Genomic DNA, 23,177 nt, shown 5'->3' with positions numbered 1-23,177 from the left:
AGAGATGGAAACGAAATTATTTATCTTTTGCGAATAGATGAGAAATCATACTTCTTAATTTTTCCAAATCTTCATTGGTATTGACATTGAAAAATGTTTCTTTAGGCATTTTTTCAGCGGGCACAAATTTTACCGCAGAGCATTTTTCAATCCCCTTAGTCAAGCTTTTTGCGCTGCACAGGCAAGGAAGCATTCTCTTAGTGTAAATTGAATGCAATGGCTCCAAATATCCTGTATCACTCCACCTTGGCACCATACCATTCTCTCCGTCCCACTGCTCAAAAAGCATAATAATAGCCTCTCTCCTCACTAAAGGCATATCTCCGCCAAATACCAAAAATTCGTTGTCAAAATCGAATAATGAGCACACCGATTCAAGAATCCAAGAAGTTCTATCCTTAATAACAGGAACATTAACATCTAAGGAGATCTTTGAGTAAATAACTACTTCAAACCCAATACTTTGCAAATTTTCAACTACCAAATCTATCAATCTTTTTCCTGGAATAACTTCAATAAGATGCTTTTTAGGCAAGCGTGATGATTTTCCTACAAGTACATAGGCCCTCACAGGGTTAAATGGAATTCAGAATATAAAGCATGTCGGTTTTTAATGAAAATATTAAATAAAAAAACAAAAGCTATTTATAGAGTGTTGCAAATCACACCTTAGATTTTCATGGAGAAGGAGATTGTGGGTAAGTCATTGAAGGACCTGATAATCGAAATCTTGGGCAAGGATGGTAGATCCATTAATGATTTATCAAAGGAACTGGCAAAAAAGGGAGTAAAGAAGCATCGACTCATTTTAACAGGATACTTACTAGCTATGGCTGATATGGGAATTCTTAAAGAGAGATTCATTAAGCCAGCAAAGGTTTACAGTGTGCAGCAGAATAAAAAGAAGACAATATACGAAATTATAGGGAAGAAAGCAAGGGATATAGATGAAGAGGAGGCCCCAGATATAGCTCTATATACACTTTACAAGCTTTTCAATAGGCCTATATTTATGAGAGAACTAGAAAAATGCAATGTTGGAATTCCGCAGTATAGGGAGAAAATAGTTGGGGAGGAGAGAAAAAAAGCTCTAGAAATTTTACTAGCTCAAGGATTCAATGTGCCCCGCAACAATTCTGCTTACATACCAACCAAGAACTATAATGGCGCCTATGTGCAAATACTAAGCGAATTAGTTGTAGAAGGCTATAACTTAAAAGGTTTTGTAAATAAAGAGCATCACCAGATGAAATTAGATTATTAGCTTATTTTATTATCCCGTACCCTATCAATCTCCACCTGTTTTCTATTCTTCTTCCAATAGCAACCCTCTGACCCTTCTCTGCCACTGCAGGATACTTCAATTTAAGCTCAACAGTATCATCCCTACCACTTGTAACAATGCCAACGGTGGCAAGGGTGCCTATATTGAGCATAAGAAGTTCATTAGTTTTTATCTTTTCAACTTTCCTCTCTTCACGAGACCCAACCACGCGCTCGAGAAGATGAACATCCATAGTTATGTTTGTGAGCACGGGAGGCAATGTTCCGGGTTTTCCAGCCATTCTTCCTATCAGACCATCATTCTTTGTTATTGCAGGATCAAGCTTTGTTCCTATTCCAACAAGACCCCCTGGCTTTATCTCATCCCAGTATTTACCACCGGACATGAGAGACACGATTTCTGTATGTATGGGCTCCCATTCAACCTTGTTTCCTTTCAAAATGTAAAACCCGGGTAGAATTTCAATTTCATCTCCAACCTTGAATTTTCCCTGTATTAGAGAGCCCCCTATCACGCCCCCAACCAAATCTTTGGGCCTAGTACCCGGCTTGTTAACATCAAAACTCCTTGCAATATACAATCTTGGAGGCTTACTCGGGTCGAATTTTGGAGTTGGAATGTGCTGCTCTATGGCCTCAATGAGAACATCGATATTTGCATCATGATGAGCACTCACAGGAATAATAGGTGCATCCTCGGCTACTGTACCTTTTACAAATTCTTTAATCTCCCTATAATTCTCCCTTGCCCTATCATCATCCACCAAATCAATCTTATTCTGGACAATTATTATTTTTTTAACTCCCACAATATCCAATGCCATAAGATGCTCCTTAGTTTGCGGCTGTGGACATTTCTGATTCGCCGCTATTACAAGAAGCGCTCCATTCATTATTGCAGCTCCACTTAACATAGTGGCCATAAGCGTTTCGTGCCCAGGAGCATCCACAAAAGAAACTACACGCAACAAATCTGCGCCGTTAGGACATTTTGAAGGGTTTGAAACATAGCAAGATGGGGGTTCAACATCCTTGCATTTATAAAAGGCGGCATCTGCATAACCAAGCTTAATGGTTATACCTCTCCTCATCTCCTCGCTATGAGTATCTGTCCACTTTCCCGTTATGGCCTTAGTTAATGTGGTCTTACCATGGTCCACATGTCCAACCATTCCGATATTTACCTCGGGCTGCTTTGGAAGGCTCATGCTTCACCTTCCTTTATGGCCTCCTCTATGGGCTTTGGACCATACTGCACAATTTTCATATTAATCTGCACGATATCGGCAGAAATGGTATTGCCGCGCACCATCTTCTTCTTTCTCATTCCTGGCCTTGTGGGATGGAACCCTATGCCTCCCTTGAGAAGTAGCTTTTTTCTACGAGCGCCTTGGAGATTCTTTCTCATTGGAAAACCGTCCTTATCCGTACCTCCAGTTATAAGAAGCTTGTATCCAGGGAGATCCACAAATACCCCATCAACCTCTTGTCCAATTCTCTTTCCTATTAGGGAATTGGCCTTAGTGCCCGTAATCTCCTTCTGATACGATTTTCCCGTTTTAGTGTCATTTATAACCACTTTGAAAGTTGCCATGCAATATCACCTTTACCCGCATAATAGTAACTTTTATTTTAAAGTTATCGTGATTCGAGGCAAAAATTATTATACACGAAGAAATTGCTAAAATATGAGCGAGAAAACATGTGATGTTGTAGGATGCGATGAAGTAGCAGTTAAAACGGTATCCAGAAAGAAGGCAGAAAAAATTTTCAATCTCAAAGGCGGAAAAAGCACAAAGGTACATCTTTGCAAAAGGCATTATAAGGAATTCAAAAAGAAAACAAAGAAAGATAGAGAGTTGGAGCGAGCAACATGGGTATAATTAACCCCTGTAACGAAATATGTACCTTATGGGAACCCTCAAATTCCTTCCTGTCCAGTAAGGGCACTTGGTGCATTTGAACCCTATAATAACATTCTCTCCATCAAGAGTTGAATTCTCTATTCTCACCATATCCCCACCGCACACTGGGCACTTATCCATACTTTCTATGATTTTATCTGTAAGTTTGTACCTTATTTCTATCCTAACCTTACCTGTGGCAAGGGCGATTATTCTCATTCTTTTTTCACTCAATTTATAATCCTTGTTCCTTCTTTTAAGATGTTTTACTACCTCCCTATGCAACTCTGCTTGAGACTCAATTATACCCCTTCTCTTCATAATTTTAAGCAGTATCTCTTTGACTTCGTCCTCCTTGGGGATTTCATAGCCCATCAAAACATTATAAATTTTGGAGTATATAAAATTTCATCTTAAAACAAATACCCCGTCTTCAGTTATATACATCCTCTTGGCCCTTGGATCATACCCAGAGCCACGCATTTTCAAAATCCGGATGTACCTCTCTTCCCCGCTATTGCTTGGATTCTTCTCCAGTTTTATCACTCCAGAACTAAGGAGAATCTCAGCATACAAATTCATCTTATCAGATGCGGTTATTATGGTCGTTGCTCCAATATTCTGGAAAAATGTGAATAACCTATGAATACTTAGCAAAGATCGACTCTCTTCAACGGCAAAATTCTTGAACACGGTAAGAGAGTCCAACACTACTCTATCTATCTTACCCTTTTTAAGTTCTTGGTTTACCTTTATGATCAGGGCCTCAACACTAAGGCCTCCTCCCTTTGATTTTCTCGAATCCTCATAAGCGGCTCTAATCTCCCCTTTTGCAGTTATATCTTTTATAGATGGAGATGTGGAATAGAGCAACTCAACTGGAACAGCATCCATAACACGCAATCTGCTAAGATTCCAGCCAAATCCAAGCATAATTCTCTGGAGAACTAAAGATGGGTGCTTATCCACAGAGATGTAAAGACAATTCTCCCCATTATTTAGTCCTTCAAGTAAGAATCTTGCAGATAATATAGTTTTACCAGTACCCGTATCACCCATAAGAAGGTAGGTATTACCCTTAATTAGCCCTCCCTCAAGCATCTTGTCGAGTCCTGCCACACCGAATTTTACCCTCATTTAACCTTCCTCCTGGTGAATTTGATGAAAAATCTTTCGTCAACTGAAAATCCTTTTTTTGTGAGAGTTAGCGGTATTTTGTCAATAGTATACGGCACGGTGCTTTTCTCTATCACAATTTCAAAGCTCCTATTTGATGAGTTTAAGAGCATCACAGAATCCATCATTGGCTTATCAGGAAGCAGGTTATCATAATCCTCCGCAGTAACTATCACAGCACTGTTAGAGCTTTCCTCTAAAAAATTTAGAAATGCGTGCACTGCTGCACTGGGATTTAAGCCTCGCATATAAAAATATCTCAAAGAAGTTATGGAATCAACTACAATCCTATCAAATTTAATTCTATCAAACACATTCTTCAATGTGGCCCGCAAAGATAAAACATCTGCCTCAAACAACTTCTTACTCTTCTCTGCGTTTTTCATCTTTGCAGGTTTTGCGATGGGTGTAACCTCTCTGACTGGCTTGACTTCAGCTTTACTGGATACTACAGGTACCGCATCAAAAATATAAATTTCATCGAGTAATATGTCAAAATCCTCAAAATTCTCCTTTACCATCCAGCTTGGCTGGTCAAGAGAAATATACAATACACTCTCCCCTTTCAATGCCCCACTAGCAAGATACTGCATCGCAAATATTGTCTTACCTGAACCTGGGGGACCGTAAATAAGGTTTAAAGATTCCTCTCTAATACCCGGAAGAAAAGCATCCAAGTTCTTTATACCCAGTGGGACTACTTTCATACTGGTATCTAAATTGGCAACATCTATTTAATTTCTTTCCCTTTTGGTATGCCTTGAGAGAACATGTCAATATATTTCTGAATACGAAGTTTTTTATACAAGTAGCATTTAAAGTGCTTGGGCTTTTAGCCTTAAAGAAAAAGGAAGTGTAGAAAATGGAAGAATTAACCAAAATAAAGGACTTGAACCCAAATGCCAAAAGAGTTAATGTTTTGGCAAAGGTTCTGCATAAGGGAGAGCCAAAAGAGATTAACACCAAGTATGGTGAGACGAAGCATGTGACTGAAGCCGTTGTGGGAGATGAGACAGGAACCATAATAATGTCCCTCTGGAACGAGCAGGCAGATATGATTGAGGAGGGAGAGATAATATATGTGGATAATGGCTATATCTCCCTAGTGCGCGGGCACATGCGCCTGAATGTTGGAAAGTATGGGAGTATAAAGAAGAGTGAGGAAGAGCTTGGAGAAATAAATGAAGAGTTAGATATGAGTGCCGAAGAGCATGAGAGGCAGTACAATAGAAGGTACAACAACTATAGGAAGAGAAGCTACAACAATAGATGGTAAATTTTTAGAAAATTTTAACTCACTCTTTTCTTTTATGTTTTTATGTTTCCCATCATTGGTGTCATAGGTGGATCTACATGCGAAGAAGAGATTTGCAAGATTGCATACAGGGTTGGGGAACTCATTGCAAAGAATAACTGCATCCTAGCTTCTGGTGGCTTAGGTGGAGTTATGCTCCACGCTTCAAAGGGTGCAAAAGACGCAGGTGGATTGACCATTGGAATTTTACCCTATGGCAAAGAAGAAGCGAATCCCTATATCGATATTGCCATTCCAACATATTATGGCATGGCGAGAAATCATCTATTGGTCAGAAGTGCAGATGTTCTAATTGCAATAGATGGTTTTGTGGGTACATTATCCGAAATATCCTTTGCCTTGAATGAGGGAAAGACGGTAATTGCGCTAAATTCTTGGAAATTAGAGAAAGAAAAAATAACAAAAGGAAACTACATAGAGGTGAGCTCTCCCGATGAGGCTGTTGAACTCGCTTTGAGAGAGATAAGGTAAAACTTTTTTTACCATACATCTTTTTGGTATCTATGCCAGTTATAAGATTACAAAGAGATGAGCTTAGAAGATTCAATATTGACGAAGATAAATTTGTAAAAGATGTAAATATGCTTGGTGCAGATTTTAAAGAGTTGGATGAGAAGGAGCTCCGTGTGGAATTTTTCCCAGACAGACCTGATTTGTACACAATTGAGGGTGTAGTAAGAGCCATCAGGGGATTTTGGGGCATTGAGAAAGGCGCTCCGAAATATTATGCGGATGATGGAAATGTGAAAATATTTGTAGATGAAGAAATGAAGAATATAAGGCCTTACATCGTGGGAGCCGTAATTAGGGATATAGAAGTGGACGATTTAATGATAAAGAGCATGATGGACTTTCAAGAAAAACTGCACATAACCGTAGGGAGAAAAAGAAAAAAATTGGCAATAGGACTGCACGATTTTAATAAAGTCACTCCTCCATTTTACTATGTTCCAAAGGATGAAAATTTCAAATTCATTCCATTGGGATTTAAAAATGAGATGAGCTTAAAAGAGATTCTAAAAAAGCACCCCAAAGGTGTAGAGTATGCACATATTCTTGAAAATTTAAAAGCATACCCAATAATACTTGATTCTCAGGGAAATGTTCTATCATTTCCTCCAATAATCAATGGCACCTTAACTCAAATAACCCATGAAACTAGAAATATATTCATTGACATAACTGGCACGGATTTGAATACACTGAACTCTGTACTCAATATTTTAGCATGCTCATTTGCAGATAGAGGCGCTTCAATTGAAAGAGTTGAGGTAATATACCCAGATAAATCCATCAAAACCCCGAAATTAGAGTATACCAAAATAGAAGTAGAAAAAGAGTACATTGCAAAAATCCTCGGAAAAAAATTAAGTGATGAGGAAATCTTGAATTCCCTGCAAAGAATGCGTTTTGATGTTGAAATTGGGGATAGAAGCATAAAAGTCACTGTGCCACCATACAGAATGGATATTCTCCATCCAGTGGATATAATCGAAGATATCGCCAAGGGTCTAACTTTTCAGTATTTTCGAGCTTCTCTACCAAGAAAGGAGAAGATAGGAAGTACAATAAAGGATTTCGAAAATGTAGTGAGGAAAATTATGCTTGGACTTGGTTTTTCAGAGGTTACAACCCTGACAATTACCTCTCCCCAAATTCAGTATGATGCCATGAGATTGCCAAGAAAGAACTTTGTGGAAATAGAAAACCCAATAACAGAGGATGGAACCACTCTGCGCAGCTGGCTCATTCCTTCCTTGATGGAAATTCTTCGCAAAAACAAGCATAGGGAACTACCACAAAAAATATTTGAGATTGGATATGTGATAAAAGAAAAAAAGGAGGAGCATCTTGCATTATTGTATATCGATTCTTCGGCAAACTTCACACTAAGCAAATCCTATGCAGAGGCAATATTGAGAGATTTGGGTATTGAAGAATATGTAATAAGGGAAATAGAGCACAATAGCTTCATTTCTGGCAGGGCAGCTGGAATTTATAAAGGTGATGAAATAGGATTCTTTGGAGAAATACATCCAGAGGTCTTAGAAAATTTTGAACTTGGATATCCAACAATTGCAATGGAGTTAAATCTCTCAAAAATAAAATAAAAAGTTAAAAGAGGATTACTCCTCTGTATTTTCCTCCTCTGAGGTCTCTTCCTCAGAGCCCTCTTCGGTTTCTTCCTCTATTTCTTCTGTAGGCTCCTCTTCTTCCTCGATTTCCTCTTCTGTACTCTCTTCTTCACTAGGTGCACTCTTTGCTCCGCTCTTCTTGCCTGCATAGTACATCACTATTGCTATGATTATCATTATGATGAACAGAGAGAGCCATACATACTGCATTGTCACTGCATTATCTTTCTGCTTGCCTAGATTTGTGTAGTTTGTCTGCAAGCTATTATACTTGTCCTGCAAGTTCTTGTATTCGGTATTGAGATTATTGTACTTGTTCTGTAGATCCTGTATCTGTGAGCTCTGGTCTGCAATCTTCTGATTAAGGCTGTTAATTTCATTAGCCCATTCTAAGGTATTGTTGTATTTGCCAGCAACTTCCACTCCGAAGAAGTATATTCCACCTTCAGGGGTAGTTGCAACGAAAACATAATGTTTTGGTGTAAGTACATCGGGAGCATTGTATGTAAATACCGCTGTACCATTTTCATCAGTAAACACGCTAGAATTGTCTAATGTACCTGCTGGTACATAAAGATGTACTTGTTCACCTGAAATAGGTGTTCCCAAAAGTCCTCCTATAAGATGCAATCTAATAGTTGCCTTTCCTTCGTAAGGCACTAGACCTACATTCGAGGATTCAGTTAATATTTTCACACAGTCAAATGTTTGTATCTTTGAAAGCTGTGATGCTCCTGATAAGAATGGTATATAGTACTCATAGTTGAGATTCATTGCATGGTCAGGCGAGGAGAGCATAATTGAGACAGATACAATACTATCTGCCGTTGTTGGCTCTATTGTTATATTAAACTGAGCAATACCCTGAGCATTAGTGGTTACATTTATGTTATTTTCATAGTTACCAAGAGTCCAATCAGCAGACACTGTAACATTAGCTAGAGGACCATTGATATCAACAACCTTCAAGGTCATCATTGTAGTCCACAGAGAGTTACTTAGATAGAACTCGTTAACCATTATGTTAGATATACCCATTATTGGTGCTCTCTGAAGTATGAAGCCATCCTTCACGCCAAAGAGGTACGGGAAGTCAAATCCAAGACCAGTCCATATAGCATTGGCTCCATACCCATATGCATCCATCCAACCGCTTACATAGATGGGCTGATCTGCCCTAAGGGCACTTGTGTTCAATGTGTAGCTAAACTGACCATTTGCATCAGTTGTTCCCCAGATAACACTCTGGCCTGCCCACCATACATATGTACCTACATTGTTTGCCCAATCAGCACCGAATCCATAATCAGTACCGAATACGGCCATGAACACTGTAGCATTTGGCAGCGGTGCACCTGTGGCTGCATTATATACAGTCATTGTAACCTGCACCTGCTGTCCAACACCAGCAGTTACCTTGTTGAGCTGCATATCCATTGCATACAAGCCAGTCCAAGGACCAATGTAAGGATCAAAGCCAGTATTGTTACCTACATAAATCTGCACAGTGTCATACGCCATATAAGTATCCTGTGTGTAAGCCTTTAATATCACAGGAATATTTGCGTTCTCATTTGCAGTTATGGTGAAAGTCGCCTCACCATTGCTATCTGTTGTCTTTTCATTTGAATCCATTGTTATTCCCCATGCAGGTACGAGCTGCTGGCCATACCAGTTAGGATCAGTTGCATTTGAGTAGTAGGCGGCCATATAAACCTTATGATTTGCCACAGGATTTCCATTTATATTCACAACCTTAACGGTTACTTGGGTACTCTGACCAGCAGTTATTCCATAACTGCTCACATGAGTTATCTGCACCTTGTACCAGCTGCTTCCATGGCTCTGTATTGGAACGAAGAGAGTGGCAGTCTGTAGATTTGTTAGTATTGTGTTGTTGACCTTAATCTGGGCCTTTACTATATCTACAGGATTTATGTTAGTTACCATCGTTGGTGCAGTGTAATGGAATGTGGCAATACCATCACTATTTGTTATACCATAACCTGGTGTTATAGAACCAGAGGTCTCTTCTGAGAGTATGGTAACATTCACTCCCGCAAGTGGATGAGCGTAGATGTCAGTAACTTTGGCAGTAATAGTAGCACTTGCACCAGGGGTAAGTATTGGCTTATCAATACTTAGCTTCAGCTTTGCAACATTCTTTGGCAGGTAAACGGTTACAGAGTTCGTACCGGAGCCATTATACACATGGCCCCCAATTTTAACCGAATAAGAATATGTAATATTCACTTTACCATAATCCTCGAACTTCAGAGGCACATTAAATGCAAGTCCACCCGAGCTGCCAGTGGTGCCATTTGCCCATACTCCATTGGATGCATAGATGCTAACCTTTGCATTAGGGATAGGAATGCCATTCTGATCAGTGAGATAGAATACTCCATTTATAGAGTGCCCAGCATACGCTATGTTAGGGGTATAAAGATGTCCAACTGCACCAACTAATCCACTCCCTGTAACATTAGTTATAGGTCCTGGGTGGTGGCCACCGCCACCGCCTCCACCGCCGCCTCCAGATGTCGGCGGATGGAGTACGCCAAGTGAGAATCCATTCCAAATAGTACCATAGGCTGCAACCCAGCCCTGCCACATATCCTGCCTGTAAGCCATTATGTTCTTTCTGTAATAAAGCACATCGTAAGGCAAATCATGCACCAATATGCCTTCAATCTCCTTAATCTTGTTAATTCTATCCTGAGTGTTCATATCTGTTCTAATCTCAATGAGCAATTTATCCACCTTAGGATTGTGGTAACCAGGTGTGTTATCACCAACAGGTGCTGCATTCCAGCTTGCAAAGAAGTCCTCGAGGTATGTCTCAGGGAATGCACCGACACCCCATCCAAGGATGTACATATCGAACTGCACCTGCACGAATGCCTTTGAAACTATCGTATCAAAGTTTGTAGGAATACTCTGAATATTCAATTTTACTTTCTGAAGGTTTGCCTGTATCATTATGCCAGCTTCAGCCCTTATAGGATCGTAATCCTTTGGCGGCGTGAGAATTGTCTCCTTAATTGGTGAGCCATCTGGGGCGTGTCTCCAACCATCAGAGCCAACTTTATAGCCCGCTTGGTCAAGAACCTGCTGAGCAGCATTCAAATCGAAACCTGGGGGTATAGCAGATGTATTGACATATGCACCAGATGTAATTGATATAGGCACGGTACCCTTCGTACCATAACCCTGCATAAGGGTAGTCACTATGTAGTCCTTATTAATACAGTGGGCAACAGCGGTCCTGAAGGCCAAATCGCTCATGGGCTCTTTTCTCATATTGAATGCCAAATAGAAGAACCCCTGGTCATTAACAATTGTAGCACCTATATTTGGATCAGTCTTCAACTGGTTATAATAGCCTGGAGGCAATGACCAGTCAATAAACTGAACCTCACCTCTCTTCAGTGCAAGAACTGCAGTATCCAAGGTGTTGTAAATTCTGAATGTTATTGTTCTCACATACTCGGGATACCAAGGCCAATTTTTACCTCTCCATGGAGTAGACAGTCCCTTACCCCAGTAATTCTTGTAAACTTCAATCTTCACATAGTTACCTGGCTTCCATTCTACAAACTTAAATGGACCAGTACCAATAGTTGCTCCTGGAGCATTCCAAGATGTATCTATTGTCATATCATCACTATCACCTGTACCTGCAGATACCAAGTGCTTTACCCATATGTGCTCGGGTATGATAGTATTACCAAGTGTAACCTGATAGAACAGAGGATATGGTTGATATAGATGGAAGACAACAGTGTATTTGCCTGTGGCAACAACACCTATGTGGGATGTGCCATTTCCATTCCAAAGAGGCCACTTAGGAGTGGGCCAGTAAAGGCACTGAAGGGTTGTCTTATACAGAGAATCCCAATACAAGGTCTGATAACTAAATACAACATCCTCTGCGGTCATTGGCTGTCCATCTTGGAAAGTCACATTGTGCCTTAGCTGAACAGTTACATTCAAGCCACTTGCGTCAGGCGTGGCACTCAATGCCAAGTTTGGATAGGGTATTAAGTCCGGAGTATAAGAATACAGACTCTCAAATGCCCACCCAAGAGCATCAGCTTTCCAAACAGTGTTCGTTGTTGGGTCAAATATGTTCAGGTTTGATATGTCATTCTGAAAAGCTACCACTAGATTACCGTTATTGGCTGCTGAAACTTTGGGAGCTGCCGCAGCAGCATTCCCGGACATCACTGAAAAGCCACTGAGTACCATCGCTGCTAACACTAAAGTCACTAACAATATTTTCTTCATACTTCTTTCGTTCATATTTACATCCTCCCTACTTTTTTACACTCCTTCTATTGGGGTATAGAGGAGTGCACTGGTCAGCCCTCTATGGAAATTTTCCTATATAAATTTTTTGAAAAATCGGATAAGTTGAATTCCTCGAAAAACATGAAAAAAGAAGAATAAAAATAAGGAAGGATTAGACATAGAGATCATAGGCAAGAACTTTGAAGAGCAGGAGTTTAGAAGCACCAGAGAAAGAATGGGAAAATATGTAATCTCCAACAACTCTTTTGAAAGAGTGGAAGACTGATTCAATTACATTTCTATGCGAGTACTTCTTTTTCCAGTCAGGTGATTTGCTCTTTTCTAACAATCTCCTTCGCAATCCTCTTCTTGCTTTATTACGGATTGCTATGTATGGAGTTCCTCCTTTATTCAGAACAAATCGTATGTTACGTAGAGAATCATAGCCCTTATCTGCATACACTTCTTTTACTCTCTCTTCCTCCAAAAGAGGAATGAGGTACGGTGAATCGTTAGTGTGCCATTTTGTAACTATTGCATTGGTAATGAGCTTCCTCTCAATATCCACAGCAGCATGCAATTTCAATCCTTCTCTTATTTTTCCTACTTCTCCGATTCGCTGTGTGTAGTAGTATGAACGGTAATAAATTTGAATACCTGTGGAATCCACTGCAAATTTATTGGGTATTCCCATTATTTTCACTATTTCTCTAAGCACAATGCGAATCCATCGTTCTGGTATTCTTCTCAACTCTCTTGAAATTGTGCTTTTATGGGGGATTTTCTTCAATCTCATTACCCTCTTTATCTTTCTCATTTCTCGCACAATCTGGAGCATTCTTTCTATACTTCCCACATACTGTGTCAGCACTATCAGCATCATGTGCTGGTGCAGAGTGTAATCTTTCCTAGAGTACTTGCTCCAGTAAAGAGGAATATTTGCTCTCTTTAGAGCTTTCATCCCCATTTTCACAACCTTGTACAGGTCTAATTTCCTGCTCATCCTTTATTTATATCCCCTATTTTATTTTTATGTGGGGTTGCAACTCACCCGAAAAATCCCAATTTAAACCTTTCTCCGCCAAGTATTAAAAACTTAAAAAAGATATACCCCTATGAAATTTGCCCATATCAGCGATGTAGCCCTACCACACATCGGCGGAGTTGAGTATGTAGTGCATAGATATTCTACGATGCAAAGAAATGATGGTCATAAAAGCTATGTCATCACTACAAAATTACCAAACACAAAAAATTTTGAGTATGTGGATAGTGTACCCTACTATCGCCTCTCAAAAGTGGGGATGGGTACATCAATAATACGAAAAATAAAGAAAATAAATCCCGATTTGATACATACCCATTCCTACATAGCTGCACCTGTACTTTCATATTTTCACAAAATCAATCCGAATATTCCTATTTTAAGGCATATTCACGATGTCTATATAGGCAAGTACGAGGAATACTCCGGCTGGGAAGACTCAAAGATGTACGAAAGATTTGAGGGATTTATAATAAAGCTCCCTTACACCGCTTACATTACTCCAAGTAAATACACGAAAGATAAACTCATAGAATTGGGACTACCAAAAGAGAGAATTCATGTCGTACATCCCGGAGTGGATATCGAAAAATTTGGAAATAGCAATAGAAACTATCTGAGAGAGAAGTACAATATTCCCAAAGATAAAAAGATAATAGGATTTGTTGGGAGATTGAGCACAGGAAAAGGACCTCAATACCTCATAGAAGCTGCGAAAGATTTAAAGGAAGCATACATAGTGCTGGTGGGTCCAAATCCAAATCCCAAAACATCTGGAATTTTGGGAATAGAAAGTATGCTAAGAAGCCTAGTCAAAAAATACAGAATGGAGGATAGGGTAATTTTTGCAGGGAAGATAAGGGATGAAGAGGTGCCTCTTTACTATGATTCCTTTGACATTTTTTGTCTTCCAAGTATATCTGAGGGGTTTGGCATGAGCATAGCAGAAGCTTTAGCTGCGGGAAAACCTGTTGTATCATTCAACATAACCGCAATACCAGAAATCGTTAAAGATGGATACAATGGGTTATTGGCTATGCCCAAAGATGTTGATGATTTAAAAGAGAAACTGGAGATGCTTATAAATGATGAAAGATTATATGAGCGATTAAAAAAGAACACACGGAGTTCTGTGGAGAAATACACCTGGGAAAACTCATATAAAAAATTAATGAATGTGTACTCTATTTACTTATGATTTTCCTTATACTCCAACGCTGCTCTAACCAATGCAAGATGCAGGGGAGATGGTTTCAATGGCCTAGATTTGAACTCGGGGTGGAATTGAGACCCCATATAGAATGGATGTCCCTTCAATTCAAATATTTCCATACGAGTGCCACTCTCATCCTTGCCTGAAAAATGCAAGCCGTTCTTTTCAAATTCTTCTATATAATCTGGATTAACCTCATACCGATGCCTGTGCCTTTCGAAGATTTGAAGCTTTCCATATATTTTATGCGCCATACTCCCCTTCTCAATAATTATTTTTTGGGCCCCTAAACGCATTGTTCCTCCAAGATTTTTCACATCTCTCTGCTCTGGGAGAAGGTCTATAACAGGCGCATCAGTACTCGGATGCAATTCTGTGCTATTGGCATCTTCATAACCCAAAACATGGCGCGCAAATTCTACCACAGCAAGCTGAAAGCCAAAACATACACCCAGAAATGGAATGCCGTTTTCCCGAGCATACTTTGCAGCCATTATTTTGCCCTCCGTACCTCTAGGGCCAAAACCTCCAGGAATCAGAATTCCATCTACACCCTTTAAGAGATCTAATCCCTCATCCTCCAAATCTTCACTATCGATCCATTTCAAATTCACTCTTGTTCGAAGGGCTGAAGACACATGGGTAAATGCCTCTCGATGACTTATATAGGAATCCTTGAGATGAACATACTTTCCAACGATTCCTATAGTTACCTCATTTTTGGGATTGTAAAGTTTAGAGAGATACCTCTTCCATTCTCTCCATCCTGGTGCCTCGCCCCTTACCTGCATCTTTCCAAGAATGTACTCTCCAACACCTTGTTCCTCAAAAATTAACGGTACTTCATATATGGATTTTGCATCAGGTGCACTAATAACCGCTTCATAAGGTACATCACAGAAAAGAGAGATTTTTCTCTTTGTCTCCTCTCTCAATGGCTCCTTAGAGCGCCCAACAATCATATCTGGCTGAATACCGAGAGAGCGAAGCTCTTTAACACTGTGCTGCGTGGGTTTTGTTTTCTGCTCCCCCACAACTTCCACAGTAGGTACAAGGGTGGTGTGCACAAAAAACACATTTCTCTCACCCTCTTCCATACGAAGTTGTCTCATGGCTTCCAAGAATGGCATACTCTCTATATCTCCCACAGTACCTCCAACTTCAATTAATATAATATCTGCTTCACTTTCTATTGCAACTTTTTTTATTCTTCTCTTTATCTCTTCGGTTATGTGGGGGATAATTTGAACGGTCTTACCTAAATACTCGCCCTTCCTTTCTCTCTCTATAACGGTTTTATAAACCTTACCCGTGGTGATATTATGATCAAATGTCAGGTTCTCATCCAAAAATCTCTCGTAATTACCTAAATCTAAATCAACTTCGCCTCCATCATCAAGCACAAACACCTCACCATGCTGATATGGATTCATAGTGCCTGCATCATAATTTAAATATGGGTCGATTTTTATCGCTGTAACTTTCAAACCACGAACTTGCAAAATCTTTCCCAAAGAACTGGTTGTTATACCCTTTCCAAGACCAGAAATCACTCCACCTGTGACGACAATGTACTTCATGTAATAACCCTATGCTCTAGGACTATGTTAATGTTGCGATTAGAAAAATTTTTACAACTAAAATCATATACTCTTTTATGGATTTGGAGATTTACGAGTTAAAAAAGATTGACCTGCGCGATGGAATTGTTATTGATGGTTTTCCATCTGTGGGGCTTGTGAGCTCAATAGTTGCAAATTACATAATTGAGTCGTTGAATTTAGAGCAAATAGCGATAGTAGACAGCCCTTATTTTCCATCGGTAGCTCTTGTTAGAAATGGCGTGCCTCTAAGTCCTGTTAGAATATATGGCGGAAAAGTAAACGATAATATGAAAATAGCAGTATTTGTCTCTGAGTTTCAGATACCAACCTCATTACTCAAATCTATGGGAAAACTTATGTTAGACTGGGCAGACGAGCAGAGAATATCCACGGTCATAACTCCAGAAGGAATAATTCAAGAAGAAAGAGAAGATGTTAATGTATATGCTGTCACAAGCACAGATTATGCTAAAAAGAGAATACCCAAGGGAGTGTTAGAGTTCGGGGAGGGTGTTATCACAGGAGTTACAGGAGTGCTTTTAACTGAGGGAAGAAAGAGAGATACGGATGTTATAGCGCTTCTTGCGGAGGCGCATCCCAACTATCCCGATGCAAGGGCCGCTGCAAAGATAGTGGAGGTATTAAACGAAATTATGCAGGGAGTAAAAATAGATCCAAAGCCATTGTACGAGGAAGCGGAGAAAATAGAAAAGAATTTAGCGCAGATTAGGGAGCAGGCAGCTAAAGTTAAGAAAGTCCCCAAAGATTACATCTACGCTTGAATCTCTATTTTGTTTTTTTCTACTTTTACTCTCTTACCAAATTTTTGCACCACCCAAGCGTTGGTTTTTATGTGCTCTGTCACTTCCCTAACATAATAAACTGTCGTTCCTTTCGCCAATGAGCCAAATGTGATTAGATGGTCTCCCATATTAACATCCACTGTAGAATTAGAATTTCGCTCCTTCTCCATTTTTTCAACGGCAATTCTGGCAACTTTCTCTGCTGGAACTCCCCTTTTGCACAGAGAATCTCCTGCAAGAATGGTATTGGAGTACTCTTCCAAAATAACCAATCCACAGCCCTTACTTCTGCCCTCATCTCCCACATCTTCAAAGAGCTTATATTCTCTTAGAACTTTACTCATTCTTTTCACAACATGGATAGGCAATCCCCTCATATTTATATAAGCCATTTTACCGAGCATTTCACACCTTTTCAATATACTCAATCCCTCAAGCCCTGCTGGCTCAATCTCAACCTTAACCTTGCCTCCACCCTCTGGATAGTAACCTCTCTCAATAACTTCAATATCAATCTTGACCCCCATTCTTCGCAAAAAGTATGAAAGAACATAGCGATAGTAATCAATTGGTGGCGACCATGATACATCTGTGCCCCCTGTTATTTTTAATATCACCCTACCATCAGCGAATATGGCTATGGGAATGGCAGTTTGAAGAAGGAGAGTTATGCTTCCTGCCGTTCCTATGTCAATTCTATACTCCCCTCCCTTTATCTTATTTGGGGAGAAAACTACACGCTGTGAGCCAACTTTGAGCCCTGAAACTTTAGCGTTGCTCATCATTCCTGCAAGCTTTATACCCCAGAGATGCTGCGCTGCCAATCCTGGATTTCTCCTCTTTGCCCTAATATTTATAATCTCAACATCCTCTCCTAAAATGGCTGAAAGGGCTATGGAAGTGCGAAGAATTTGGCCACCTCCCTCTCCATAAGAGCCATCAATGAGCATAGAAATCACCTATAAATTCTGTATTTCTTACCTCCGCTCTTAATATACTTTCCCTCAAATTCGGCGTCTCCATTCTTCTTTCTGAAAAATTCAAGGAGCCAAGAGCTGCGTATTATTTCATCCCTCTCTCCTTTTATCTTTTCTGCAATGCTTTGGAGCTCGGGTGTATCTGCAAGTTCATCTATAATCTCATAATTTAGGCTTTTAATTCTAATTCTTTCTACCCCATAATTTCTCAAAGCATAGGCAAATAGGGCACCACTCACAGCACCTATTACATGGGCACCATGTGCCACATTATCATTTACCCAGAATAGTGTGGCAAGGAATTCAACGGCCATGAAAGCGAGAACCGCATACTTTACCTTCACACGAGGCATCAAAATTGGACCTAAAAACATTGTTATCTCCTCGTTCGGATATAAAATTAAAAACGCACCCATTATACCAAATATCGCTCCAGAGGCGCCTATAAGAAACGAGTTTATGCCACTCATCCTTAGAAATAGAGAATAACCAATGTTGGCAAGGAGCCCAGAAACAAGGAATATGCTTGTGAATTTAAAGTTTCCAACTTTCTGGGCAAAAGGTATGCCAACTAAAAAGAATATGAGAATATTGAAAAATATATGCCCAGGATTCAAACTATGCACATAGATGGCTGTAAATATACCTAAATCAAAAATATTGGACTTGCAGGCAAATACTTCATAGAATTGTAATATTGAACCTTGGTAATAAGAGTAGAGTTCAATCAAATACACCATGACAAATGCTAGGGAGAGATAAAACACCGGATTTTTCTTGAAGGATATTACCGTAAATACGACTATTATGGCCAAGGTTAATACAATGATTCCTATACTTAGCACATTTTACCCTATTTCTCAAAGGCATATTATTCTTTTCCCTCGTTTAGATAATCTCTCAATATTTTTATGGCACAAAACTCTCCACACATTGTACATACCTGCGGACTGTGTGGATACCTCTCTTTCCTTATTTTTATTGCATTCTCCTTGTCTATACTGAGATTTAGTTGCTCATCCCAACGAAGGGAGGCACGGGCTTTAGACATCTCGTAATCCCATTTGTATTCATCTTCAAACCTTGTTAGATTCACGGCATGTGCAGCTATTCTCGTTGCTATTACCCCCAGTTTTACCTCTTCCTCATTGGGCAAAGCAAGATGCTCGGCAGGAGTAACATAGCACAGGAAATCAGCGCCTGCCTTGGCTGCTATGGCACCCCCTATGGCAGCGGTGATGTGGTCATAGCCAGACGCGATGTCCGTCACAAGGGGACCAAGAACATAAAAAGGTGCATTATCCGTGGCAATCTTTGCCATCTTCACATTTGCCTCTATTTGATCAATTGGAATATGTCCAGGGCCTTCTACCATTGCCTGCACACCTTTTTCCCTAGCCCTTTTCACCAACCTTCCTATGGTATACAACTCATGAATTTGCAGAAAATCGGTGGCATCTGGCAAGCCTCCAGGGCGCAATCCATCGCCTAAACTTATGGTGGCATCATATTCGGCAAGTAATTCAAGAAGATAATCATAATTCTCGTAAAAGGGATTCTCTTTATCATTATGCAGAATCCAAGCCGCATGGAATGTGCCGCCCCGAGAAACAGTGCCCACAACGCGAGGATGCTTCTTCATCTTCTCCACTGCCTCCCTCGTTACGCCAACATGAATCGTGAGGAAATCCACACCATCTCTCAAGTGTGATTCAACTGCATTGAACATATCATCCTCGCTCATCTCCACAATTGCTTTTTTTCTCTCAAGCATCTGCCATGCTGCCTCATATATTGGCACGGTACCTATTACCATTGGCACTTCCTTCATTATCCTATGCCTAATCTCGGGGAGATTGCCTCCCGTGCTCAAATCCATTATGGTATCCGCCCCATATTTTTTGGCAATTTTTGCCTTACGCACTTCGGCCTCAACATTCACAATATCCATTGAAGTGCCTATATTTGCATTAACCTTAACCCTCAATCCAGAGCCAACTCCAACGGGCTCAACATTATGCTTGGTATTCCTCAATATAACAACATGCCCCTTAGCAACAGCCCTGCGGAGCTTTTCAATATCTACTCCTTCTTTCTTCGCAATATATCTCATTTCTTCGGTGTATTCCCCATTCTTCGCACTCTTCATCTGCATAGAACTCACCAAACCTTCATTGTGCAAAGGTAAATAAGTGTTTCTAAACAGATTTGGGTATTCTATACTAAAAAATTAGATTTATTTCTCTCTTTTCTTTCTATCAAGATACCTAAGTTTGAAGATTATGAAAATCAATGTTCCTATAATAGCCGAAGAATAGAGATAAGGTAAAATGCTCCATAAATCGCTCCCTTTGTGCACGCTCAAAGGCACGCCGCTAACTGGAATCCACATACTGGCATTGTGCTCCCTTGCCAAAATCGTTATACCCCAATCATTTCCCCATCCATATATCTTGACTTTCAAATTTACCGTTAGATTATCCATCCCTTTTTTAAAGTGAACCATCTTCGGCTCTACATAGGCAACATTTCCCGTGAGAGAACCTGTTGCATTTAGCCACTCATTGAACCTTTTAACTTTCTCGTAGTATGCCATAGGATTGAAAGCTGATGGCGTGTAGTAGGGAACCCAGAATCCCTTAGTTACTATAAACTTCAAATAGAAATCTGGATTTACACTGGCATTAATCTTATCTATGTAAACCTTCAAACTGCTAAGCTTATAGGGCTCTATGTGAATCACACCACCGGGAGAGTAACTAATAGAAATTGCATATTTTTGAGATCCGGGAAAGAACAAACTGAAAAAATTGTAATATTTTTCCTCACTTCCTTCGGCATGGGCTCCAGCAGAGGCAAAGATGCTGAACAAGAATATTACCGTAATGAACATGGCAATTATCCTCAAATTCACAATCTCACCCCCTTGAACAGGAAAAATGAAATTAATGCAATAAATATAGTTCCTATCACACCTAGCAATATGGGGAAAGAATATACTATAGCGTAGGAGGATATGGATAATTTCAAGTACCATATTCCCAAGTTAGGGAAAAATATGGAATAATACACTCTATCATCCACAGCGTATCTCATGGGCATAAATGCGAGAATGAAAAGAGATAAAATAACATAAAAAGAGGAGACCAAGAGAGTTGCACCTGTTTTTTTAACCAGTACCCCTATGGCAATTGCCAAGAACATGGTAAATAAAGAAGAGATGAACAATACAAGTGTGTGCATTCCGTACCAGTACCATAAAAGATAAGCTATATCTCCCCACACTCCCAAAAATGCCAAAATTTGAAAGAACACAATTAGAGATAGGGTACCTATCACTATCAATCCTCCAACCAACTTGCCAACATAAACTCCATTGCGCCCAGCAGGAGTGACTACCAAGGATATCATCGTGTTTTTATCAAACTCTCTCGCAAAGTATTTTGTGCCCAAATATCCTCCGTATATCATGAAAATGAAAGAATCAAAAAAGAATATGAGCCAGAACGGATAAGGTGTGGGTGTCTCTGTGAATATTTTGTTTTCAACACCTATTACAATATCCACGATTAAAAGCAATATTGCAACCAAAGGAAATGAAAAATCTAAAATTGAACTCCTCACACTCTCTCTTATTATAGGATATGCCTTCATCTGTATACCTCCCTGTATATGGATTCTAATGTATCACTCTTCAAATTAAATTTCAATCCCTTTGAGAGCAAATACTTGAAAATCTCAGAATCATCGTCTCCACCGTATTCTATCGTTATTATATTTCCCCTTAAAATTGCATTTTTTACTCCTTCTATCCTTTTTAGTTCCTCAACTACGCTTTCATCCACATCCTTTACCTGTATGATTATCTCCCTAACCGGCTTAACTTCTTCTAATAAATCTTCAGGCTTGCCAAATCCCAAGAGCTTTCCCTCGTTTATCATTATTATCCAGTCACAAATTTCTTCTATATCCCTCAACTGGTGCGAGGATATTAAAAAAGTCCTTTCTTTGGATATCTCCAAGATTATCTTTCTGAGCTCGCTCTTTATGTTTGGATCTAAACCGCTCAGAGGCTCGTCTAATATTATTACACTAGAGTGCGATAAAAGAGTTCTCGCAATGCCCAACCTTCTCTTCATACCCTTGGAATACTTGCTAATTAAAACATTCTCCTTGCCATCCAATCCTACCAATTTCAGTAATTCATATATTTTATCTCTATCAAATCCGTAAAGGTCGCTGAAGTATCTTAGATACTCGTAGCCCGTTAAGTACCCGTAATATCCCTCATCTTCCGCCAGATACCCTATGTTATCTCCCTCAATAACCTCTATCTCTCCCTCATAGGGTAGTATGCCAACAATGCTCTTTATTAAAGTGGTCTTTCCTGCACCATTGGGTCCTATAAGCCCCGCTATCAATCCCTTCGGTACATAAAAATTAATCTCATTTAAAGCTTGAAATTTTCCGTACCATACATTCAGATCTTTGACCTCTATGGCATTCACCTTCTCTTCCTCCTCTTTTCATACACTGCTCTCTTTGCATAAATATACATCGCTACCGCTATCACTACCAATATCCCAATCACTATAAACGCACCTGTTGGACTGCTCTTCTTCTCTTCGTACCCAACCCAGAATTGCACCGTTACATTTCCATTCTCTCCATTGGGCCTGATGAATGTCAGAAACGGTGACGCGTCATAGGGCTCTGTTACTGAACCTTCTTTTACTGGCTTTTCTGTGTGATCTATTAATCTCCCTTCTGCATCAAATAGATATGCATATACAGGTTGAGAGGATTTAAAATAGAAGGTGTTTAGATTCGTTGGATTGTAGTAATCCATATACAACGCTATTTTACCTGCATTGAAGGTAAGCGAATAAATTCCACCGTTAAGAATGTTCTCTGTCCAGTCTCCCCAAATCCCAAACTGTAATAATACCTTTCCTTTAACTCTTATAAATATTTTATCTCCTTTAATAGGTGTTTTTGATCTCCCGGAAGCACCTATCGGCTGATTATAAATAGTATTATTCGCATGCCATACAACATTTCCATAATTATCTGTTACATTAAGAATAGCAGGTCTACCTTTTTGAGCACCATAGTGGTAATATGGCGCCCATTCAAATGTACCTGCCAATTTAAAATGATGCATATATTGAGGCACATTAAAAGTAAATGTTCCATTCTCAAACCAATGCGGGAGAAACAGGTCTTCAAATGTTTTCGGTGGCGTATTGGGATTGTAGAAGTCCGCAGATTTTGCCAAGGCATCTTTATTGCTCTCTACATTTAAATTAGATATATTTATTAACGAAAATAGTAATAGGATTGTGCATGCAAATGCAATTATAGACACAATTTTCATAGTGTGGGATGTTATGTTCTTCCAATAAATATATTTTTTGGCATTATTATC

At 39.6% G+C, this 23,177-nt stretch carries 23 protein-coding genes; 7 read left to right on the top strand and 16 right to left on the bottom strand.

What is annotated here, in order from left to right:
- Positions 1 to 16: 16 nt before the first annotated feature.
- Positions 17 to 571, bottom strand: coding sequence for an NTP transferase domain-containing protein (locus ABOO_RS04045; RefSeq protein ID WP_008082661.1), 555 nt, complete (start codon positions 569 to 571; stop codon positions 17 to 19).
- Positions 572 to 694: 123 nt separating this feature from the next.
- On the opposite strand from ABOO_RS04045, the gene ABOO_RS04040 reads away from it, so the two are divergent.
- Positions 695 to 1,264 carry a hypothetical protein gene (locus ABOO_RS04040; RefSeq protein ID WP_236614072.1) on the top strand — a complete coding sequence of 190 codons (570 nt, stop codon included), beginning with the start codon at positions 695 to 697 and terminating at the stop codon, positions 1,262 to 1,264.
- A 1-nt stretch (position 1,265) separates the two neighbouring features.
- Here the strand turns inward: ABOO_RS04040 and ABOO_RS04035 are convergent, their stop codons facing one another.
- Positions 1,266 to 2,492, bottom strand: coding sequence for a translation initiation factor IF-2 subunit gamma (locus tag ABOO_RS04035; protein WP_008082665.1), 1,227 nt, complete (start codon positions 2,490 to 2,492; stop codon positions 1,266 to 1,268).
- The gene (locus ABOO_RS04030) at positions 2,489 to 2,878 is read right to left on the bottom strand and encodes a 30S ribosomal protein S6e (RefSeq protein ID WP_008082261.1); all 390 of its coding nucleotides are present in this window, start codon (positions 2,876 to 2,878) and stop codon (positions 2,489 to 2,491) included. The genes ABOO_RS04035 and ABOO_RS04030 overlap by 4 nt, the downstream gene beginning before the upstream one ends.
- 94 nt (positions 2,879 to 2,972) lie before the next feature.
- Between ABOO_RS04030 and ABOO_RS04025 the strand changes: the two genes are divergently transcribed.
- Positions 2,973 to 3,167 carry a hypothetical protein gene (locus ABOO_RS04025; RefSeq protein WP_012997228.1) on the top strand — a complete coding sequence of 65 codons (195 nt, stop codon included), beginning with the start codon at positions 2,973 to 2,975 and terminating at the stop codon, positions 3,165 to 3,167.
- Here the strand turns inward: ABOO_RS04025 and ABOO_RS04020 are convergent, their stop codons facing one another.
- Genes ABOO_RS04020 through ABOO_RS04010 form a run of 3 tightly spaced genes read right to left on the bottom strand, consistent with a single transcriptional unit; the run spans position 3,168 to position 5,071 of the window.
- The gene (locus tag ABOO_RS04020; protein ID WP_008082350.1) at positions 3,168 to 3,563 is read right to left on the bottom strand and encodes a hypothetical protein; all 396 of its coding nucleotides are present in this window, start codon (positions 3,561 to 3,563) and stop codon (positions 3,168 to 3,170) included.
- 33 nt (positions 3,564 to 3,596) lie between these two features.
- Positions 3,597 to 4,325, bottom strand: coding sequence for an RAD55 family ATPase (locus ABOO_RS04015; RefSeq protein WP_008081910.1), 729 nt, complete (start codon positions 4,323 to 4,325; stop codon positions 3,597 to 3,599).
- Positions 4,322 to 5,071 (bottom strand): RAD55 family ATPase, encoded by a 750-nt coding sequence (locus tag ABOO_RS04010; protein ID WP_008082022.1) that lies wholly within the window; start codon positions 5,069 to 5,071, stop codon positions 4,322 to 4,324. The genes ABOO_RS04015 and ABOO_RS04010 overlap by 4 nt, the downstream gene beginning before the upstream one ends.
- A gap of 155 nt (positions 5,072 to 5,226) precedes the next feature.
- Between ABOO_RS04010 and ABOO_RS04005 the strand changes: the two genes are divergently transcribed.
- Genes ABOO_RS04005 through pheT form a run of 3 tightly spaced genes read left to right on the top strand, consistent with a single transcriptional unit; the run spans position 5,227 to position 7,790 of the window.
- The gene (locus ABOO_RS04005) at positions 5,227 to 5,640 is read left to right on the top strand and encodes a single stranded DNA-binding domain-containing protein (protein ID WP_008082463.1); all 414 of its coding nucleotides are present in this window, start codon (positions 5,227 to 5,229) and stop codon (positions 5,638 to 5,640) included.
- A 42-nt stretch (positions 5,641 to 5,682) separates the two neighbouring features.
- Positions 5,683 to 6,150, top strand: a complete 468-nt coding sequence (locus tag ABOO_RS04000; protein WP_008082049.1) for a TIGR00725 family protein — start codon at positions 5,683 to 5,685, stop codon at positions 6,148 to 6,150.
- 32 nt (positions 6,151 to 6,182) lie between these two features.
- A complete protein-coding gene (gene pheT, locus ABOO_RS03995) occupies positions 6,183 to 7,790 on the top strand; it encodes a phenylalanine--tRNA ligase subunit beta (protein ID WP_008081992.1) in 1,608 nt (535 codons plus the stop codon).
- 15 nt (positions 7,791 to 7,805) lie between these two features.
- Here pheT and ABOO_RS03990 read toward each other — a convergent pair whose 3' ends face one another.
- Both ABOO_RS03990 and ABOO_RS03985 read right to left on the bottom strand, forming a co-directional pair.
- On the bottom strand, positions 7,806 to 12,119 hold the full coding sequence (locus tag ABOO_RS03990; RefSeq protein WP_008082047.1) for an ABC transporter substrate-binding protein: 4,314 nt from the start codon (positions 12,117 to 12,119) through the stop codon (positions 7,806 to 7,808).
- 160 nt (positions 12,120 to 12,279) lie between these two features.
- On the bottom strand, positions 12,280 to 13,110 hold the full coding sequence (locus tag ABOO_RS03985) for a transposase (protein ID WP_008082531.1): 831 nt from the start codon (positions 13,108 to 13,110) through the stop codon (positions 12,280 to 12,282).
- Positions 13,111 to 13,222: 112 nt separating this feature from the next.
- Here ABOO_RS03985 and ABOO_RS03980 point away from each other — a divergent pair, with 112 nt between their 5' ends.
- Positions 13,223 to 14,350, top strand: a complete 1,128-nt coding sequence (locus tag ABOO_RS03980; RefSeq protein WP_008081937.1) for a glycosyltransferase family 4 protein — start codon at positions 13,223 to 13,225, stop codon at positions 14,348 to 14,350.
- Here the strand turns inward: ABOO_RS03980 and pyrG are convergent.
- Complete coding sequence (gene pyrG / locus ABOO_RS03975; protein WP_008082458.1) at positions 14,341 to 15,945, bottom strand: glutamine hydrolyzing CTP synthase; 1,605 nt, start codon at positions 15,943 to 15,945, stop codon at positions 14,341 to 14,343. The genes ABOO_RS03980 and pyrG overlap by 10 nt on opposite strands.
- A 77-nt stretch (positions 15,946 to 16,022) precedes the next feature.
- Here pyrG and ABOO_RS03970 point away from each other — a divergent pair, with 77 nt between their 5' ends.
- A complete protein-coding gene (locus ABOO_RS03970; protein ID WP_008082514.1) occupies positions 16,023 to 16,751 on the top strand; it encodes a proteasome assembly chaperone family protein in 729 nt (242 codons plus the stop codon).
- Here ABOO_RS03970 and rtcA read toward each other — a convergent pair.
- From rtcA to ABOO_RS03935, 7 genes are all read right to left on the bottom strand, one after another.
- Entirely contained in the window at positions 16,742 to 17,722 is a 981-nt protein-coding gene (gene rtcA / locus ABOO_RS03965; RefSeq protein ID WP_008082344.1) for an RNA 3'-terminal phosphate cyclase, read from the bottom strand. The two genes, ABOO_RS03970 and rtcA, sit on opposite strands and share 10 nt — an antisense overlap.
- Before the next feature lie 5 nt (positions 17,723 to 17,727).
- The gene (locus ABOO_RS03960) at positions 17,728 to 18,594 is read right to left on the bottom strand and encodes a rhomboid family intramembrane serine protease (RefSeq protein WP_008082071.1); all 867 of its coding nucleotides are present in this window, start codon (positions 18,592 to 18,594) and stop codon (positions 17,728 to 17,730) included.
- 26 nt (positions 18,595 to 18,620) lie between these two features.
- Positions 18,621 to 19,904 (bottom strand): phosphomethylpyrimidine synthase ThiC, encoded by a 1,284-nt coding sequence (gene thiC / locus ABOO_RS03955; RefSeq protein ID WP_187287711.1) that lies wholly within the window; start codon positions 19,902 to 19,904, stop codon positions 18,621 to 18,623.
- A gap of 81 nt (positions 19,905 to 19,985) precedes the next feature.
- Positions 19,986 to 20,663: a hypothetical protein gene (locus ABOO_RS03950; RefSeq protein ID WP_012997227.1), complete on the bottom strand. Its 678-nt coding sequence runs from the start codon at positions 20,661 to 20,663 to the stop codon at positions 19,986 to 19,988.
- Positions 20,660 to 21,403 carry an ABC transporter permease gene (locus tag ABOO_RS03945; RefSeq protein ID WP_008081911.1) on the bottom strand — a complete coding sequence of 248 codons (744 nt, stop codon included), beginning with the start codon at positions 21,401 to 21,403 and terminating at the stop codon, positions 20,660 to 20,662. The genes ABOO_RS03950 and ABOO_RS03945 overlap by 4 nt, the downstream gene beginning before the upstream one ends.
- Positions 21,400 to 22,257 carry an ABC transporter ATP-binding protein gene (locus ABOO_RS03940; protein WP_008082161.1) on the bottom strand — a complete coding sequence of 286 codons (858 nt, stop codon included), beginning with the start codon at positions 22,255 to 22,257 and terminating at the stop codon, positions 21,400 to 21,402. Before ABOO_RS03940 ends, ABOO_RS03945 begins: the two co-directional genes overlap by 4 nt.
- A complete protein-coding gene (locus ABOO_RS03935; protein WP_012997226.1) occupies positions 22,254 to 23,126 on the bottom strand; it encodes a hypothetical protein in 873 nt (290 codons plus the stop codon). Before ABOO_RS03935 ends, ABOO_RS03940 begins: the two co-directional genes overlap by 4 nt.
- Positions 23,127 to 23,177 lie beyond the last annotated feature (51 nt).

The organism is Aciduliprofundum boonei T469, from assembly GCF_000025665.1.
GTDB classification, from domain to species: Archaea; Thermoplasmatota; Thermoplasmata; order Thermoplasmatales; family Aciduliprofundaceae; genus Aciduliprofundum; species Aciduliprofundum boonei.
The sequence above is the reverse complement of the archived record's forward strand: the minus strand, read 5'-3'. Positions and strand labels throughout refer to the sequence as shown.

Excerpts from the sequence above, each read along its gene's own strand:
- ABOO_RS04000 (WP_008082049.1), top strand. The coding sequence starts at position 5,683 with ATGTTTCCCATCATTGGTGTCATAGGTGGATCTACATGCGAAGAAGAG.
- ABOO_RS03985 (WP_008082531.1), bottom strand. The coding sequence starts at position 13,110 with ATGAGCAGGAAATTAGACCTGTACAAGGTTGTGAAAATGGGGATGAAA.
- ABOO_RS04035 (WP_008082665.1), bottom strand. The coding sequence starts at position 2,492 with ATGAGCCTTCCAAAGCAGCCCGAGGTAAATATCGGAATGGTTGGACAT.
- pheT (WP_008081992.1), top strand. The coding sequence starts at position 6,183 with ATGCCAGTTATAAGATTACAAAGAGATGAGCTTAGAAGATTCAATATT.
- ABOO_RS04025 (WP_012997228.1), top strand. The coding sequence starts at position 2,973 with ATGAGCGAGAAAACATGTGATGTTGTAGGATGCGATGAAGTAGCAGTT.
- ABOO_RS03980 (WP_008081937.1), top strand. The coding sequence starts at position 13,223 with ATGAAATTTGCCCATATCAGCGATGTAGCCCTACCACACATCGGCGGA.
- thiC (WP_187287711.1), bottom strand. The coding sequence starts at position 19,904 with ATGCAGATGAAGAGTGCGAAGAATGGGGAATACACCGAAGAAATGAGA.
- ABOO_RS04010 (WP_008082022.1), bottom strand. The coding sequence starts at position 5,071 with ATGAAAGTAGTCCCACTGGGTATAAAGAACTTGGATGCTTTTCTTCCG.
- ABOO_RS04015 (WP_008081910.1), bottom strand. The coding sequence starts at position 4,325 with ATGAGGGTAAAATTCGGTGTGGCAGGACTCGACAAGATGCTTGAGGGA.
- ABOO_RS04020 (WP_008082350.1), bottom strand. The coding sequence starts at position 3,563 with ATGGGCTATGAAATCCCCAAGGAGGACGAAGTCAAAGAGATACTGCTT.
- ABOO_RS03970 (WP_008082514.1), top strand. The coding sequence starts at position 16,023 with ATGGATTTGGAGATTTACGAGTTAAAAAAGATTGACCTGCGCGATGGA.
- ABOO_RS03945 (WP_008081911.1), bottom strand. The coding sequence starts at position 21,403 with ATGAAGGCATATCCTATAATAAGAGAGAGTGTGAGGAGTTCAATTTTA.
- ABOO_RS03935 (WP_012997226.1), bottom strand. The coding sequence starts at position 23,126 with ATGAAAATTGTGTCTATAATTGCATTTGCATGCACAATCCTATTACTA.
- pyrG (WP_008082458.1), bottom strand. The coding sequence starts at position 15,945 with ATGAAGTACATTGTCGTCACAGGTGGAGTGATTTCTGGTCTTGGAAAG.
- rtcA (WP_008082344.1), bottom strand. The coding sequence starts at position 17,722 with ATGCTCATTGATGGCTCTTATGGAGAGGGAGGTGGCCAAATTCTTCGC.
- ABOO_RS04005 (WP_008082463.1), top strand. The coding sequence starts at position 5,227 with ATGGAAGAATTAACCAAAATAAAGGACTTGAACCCAAATGCCAAAAGA.
- ABOO_RS04030 (WP_008082261.1), bottom strand. The coding sequence starts at position 2,878 with ATGGCAACTTTCAAAGTGGTTATAAATGACACTAAAACGGGAAAATCG.
- ABOO_RS03990 (WP_008082047.1), bottom strand. The coding sequence starts at position 12,119 with ATGAACGAAAGAAGTATGAAGAAAATATTGTTAGTGACTTTAGTGTTA.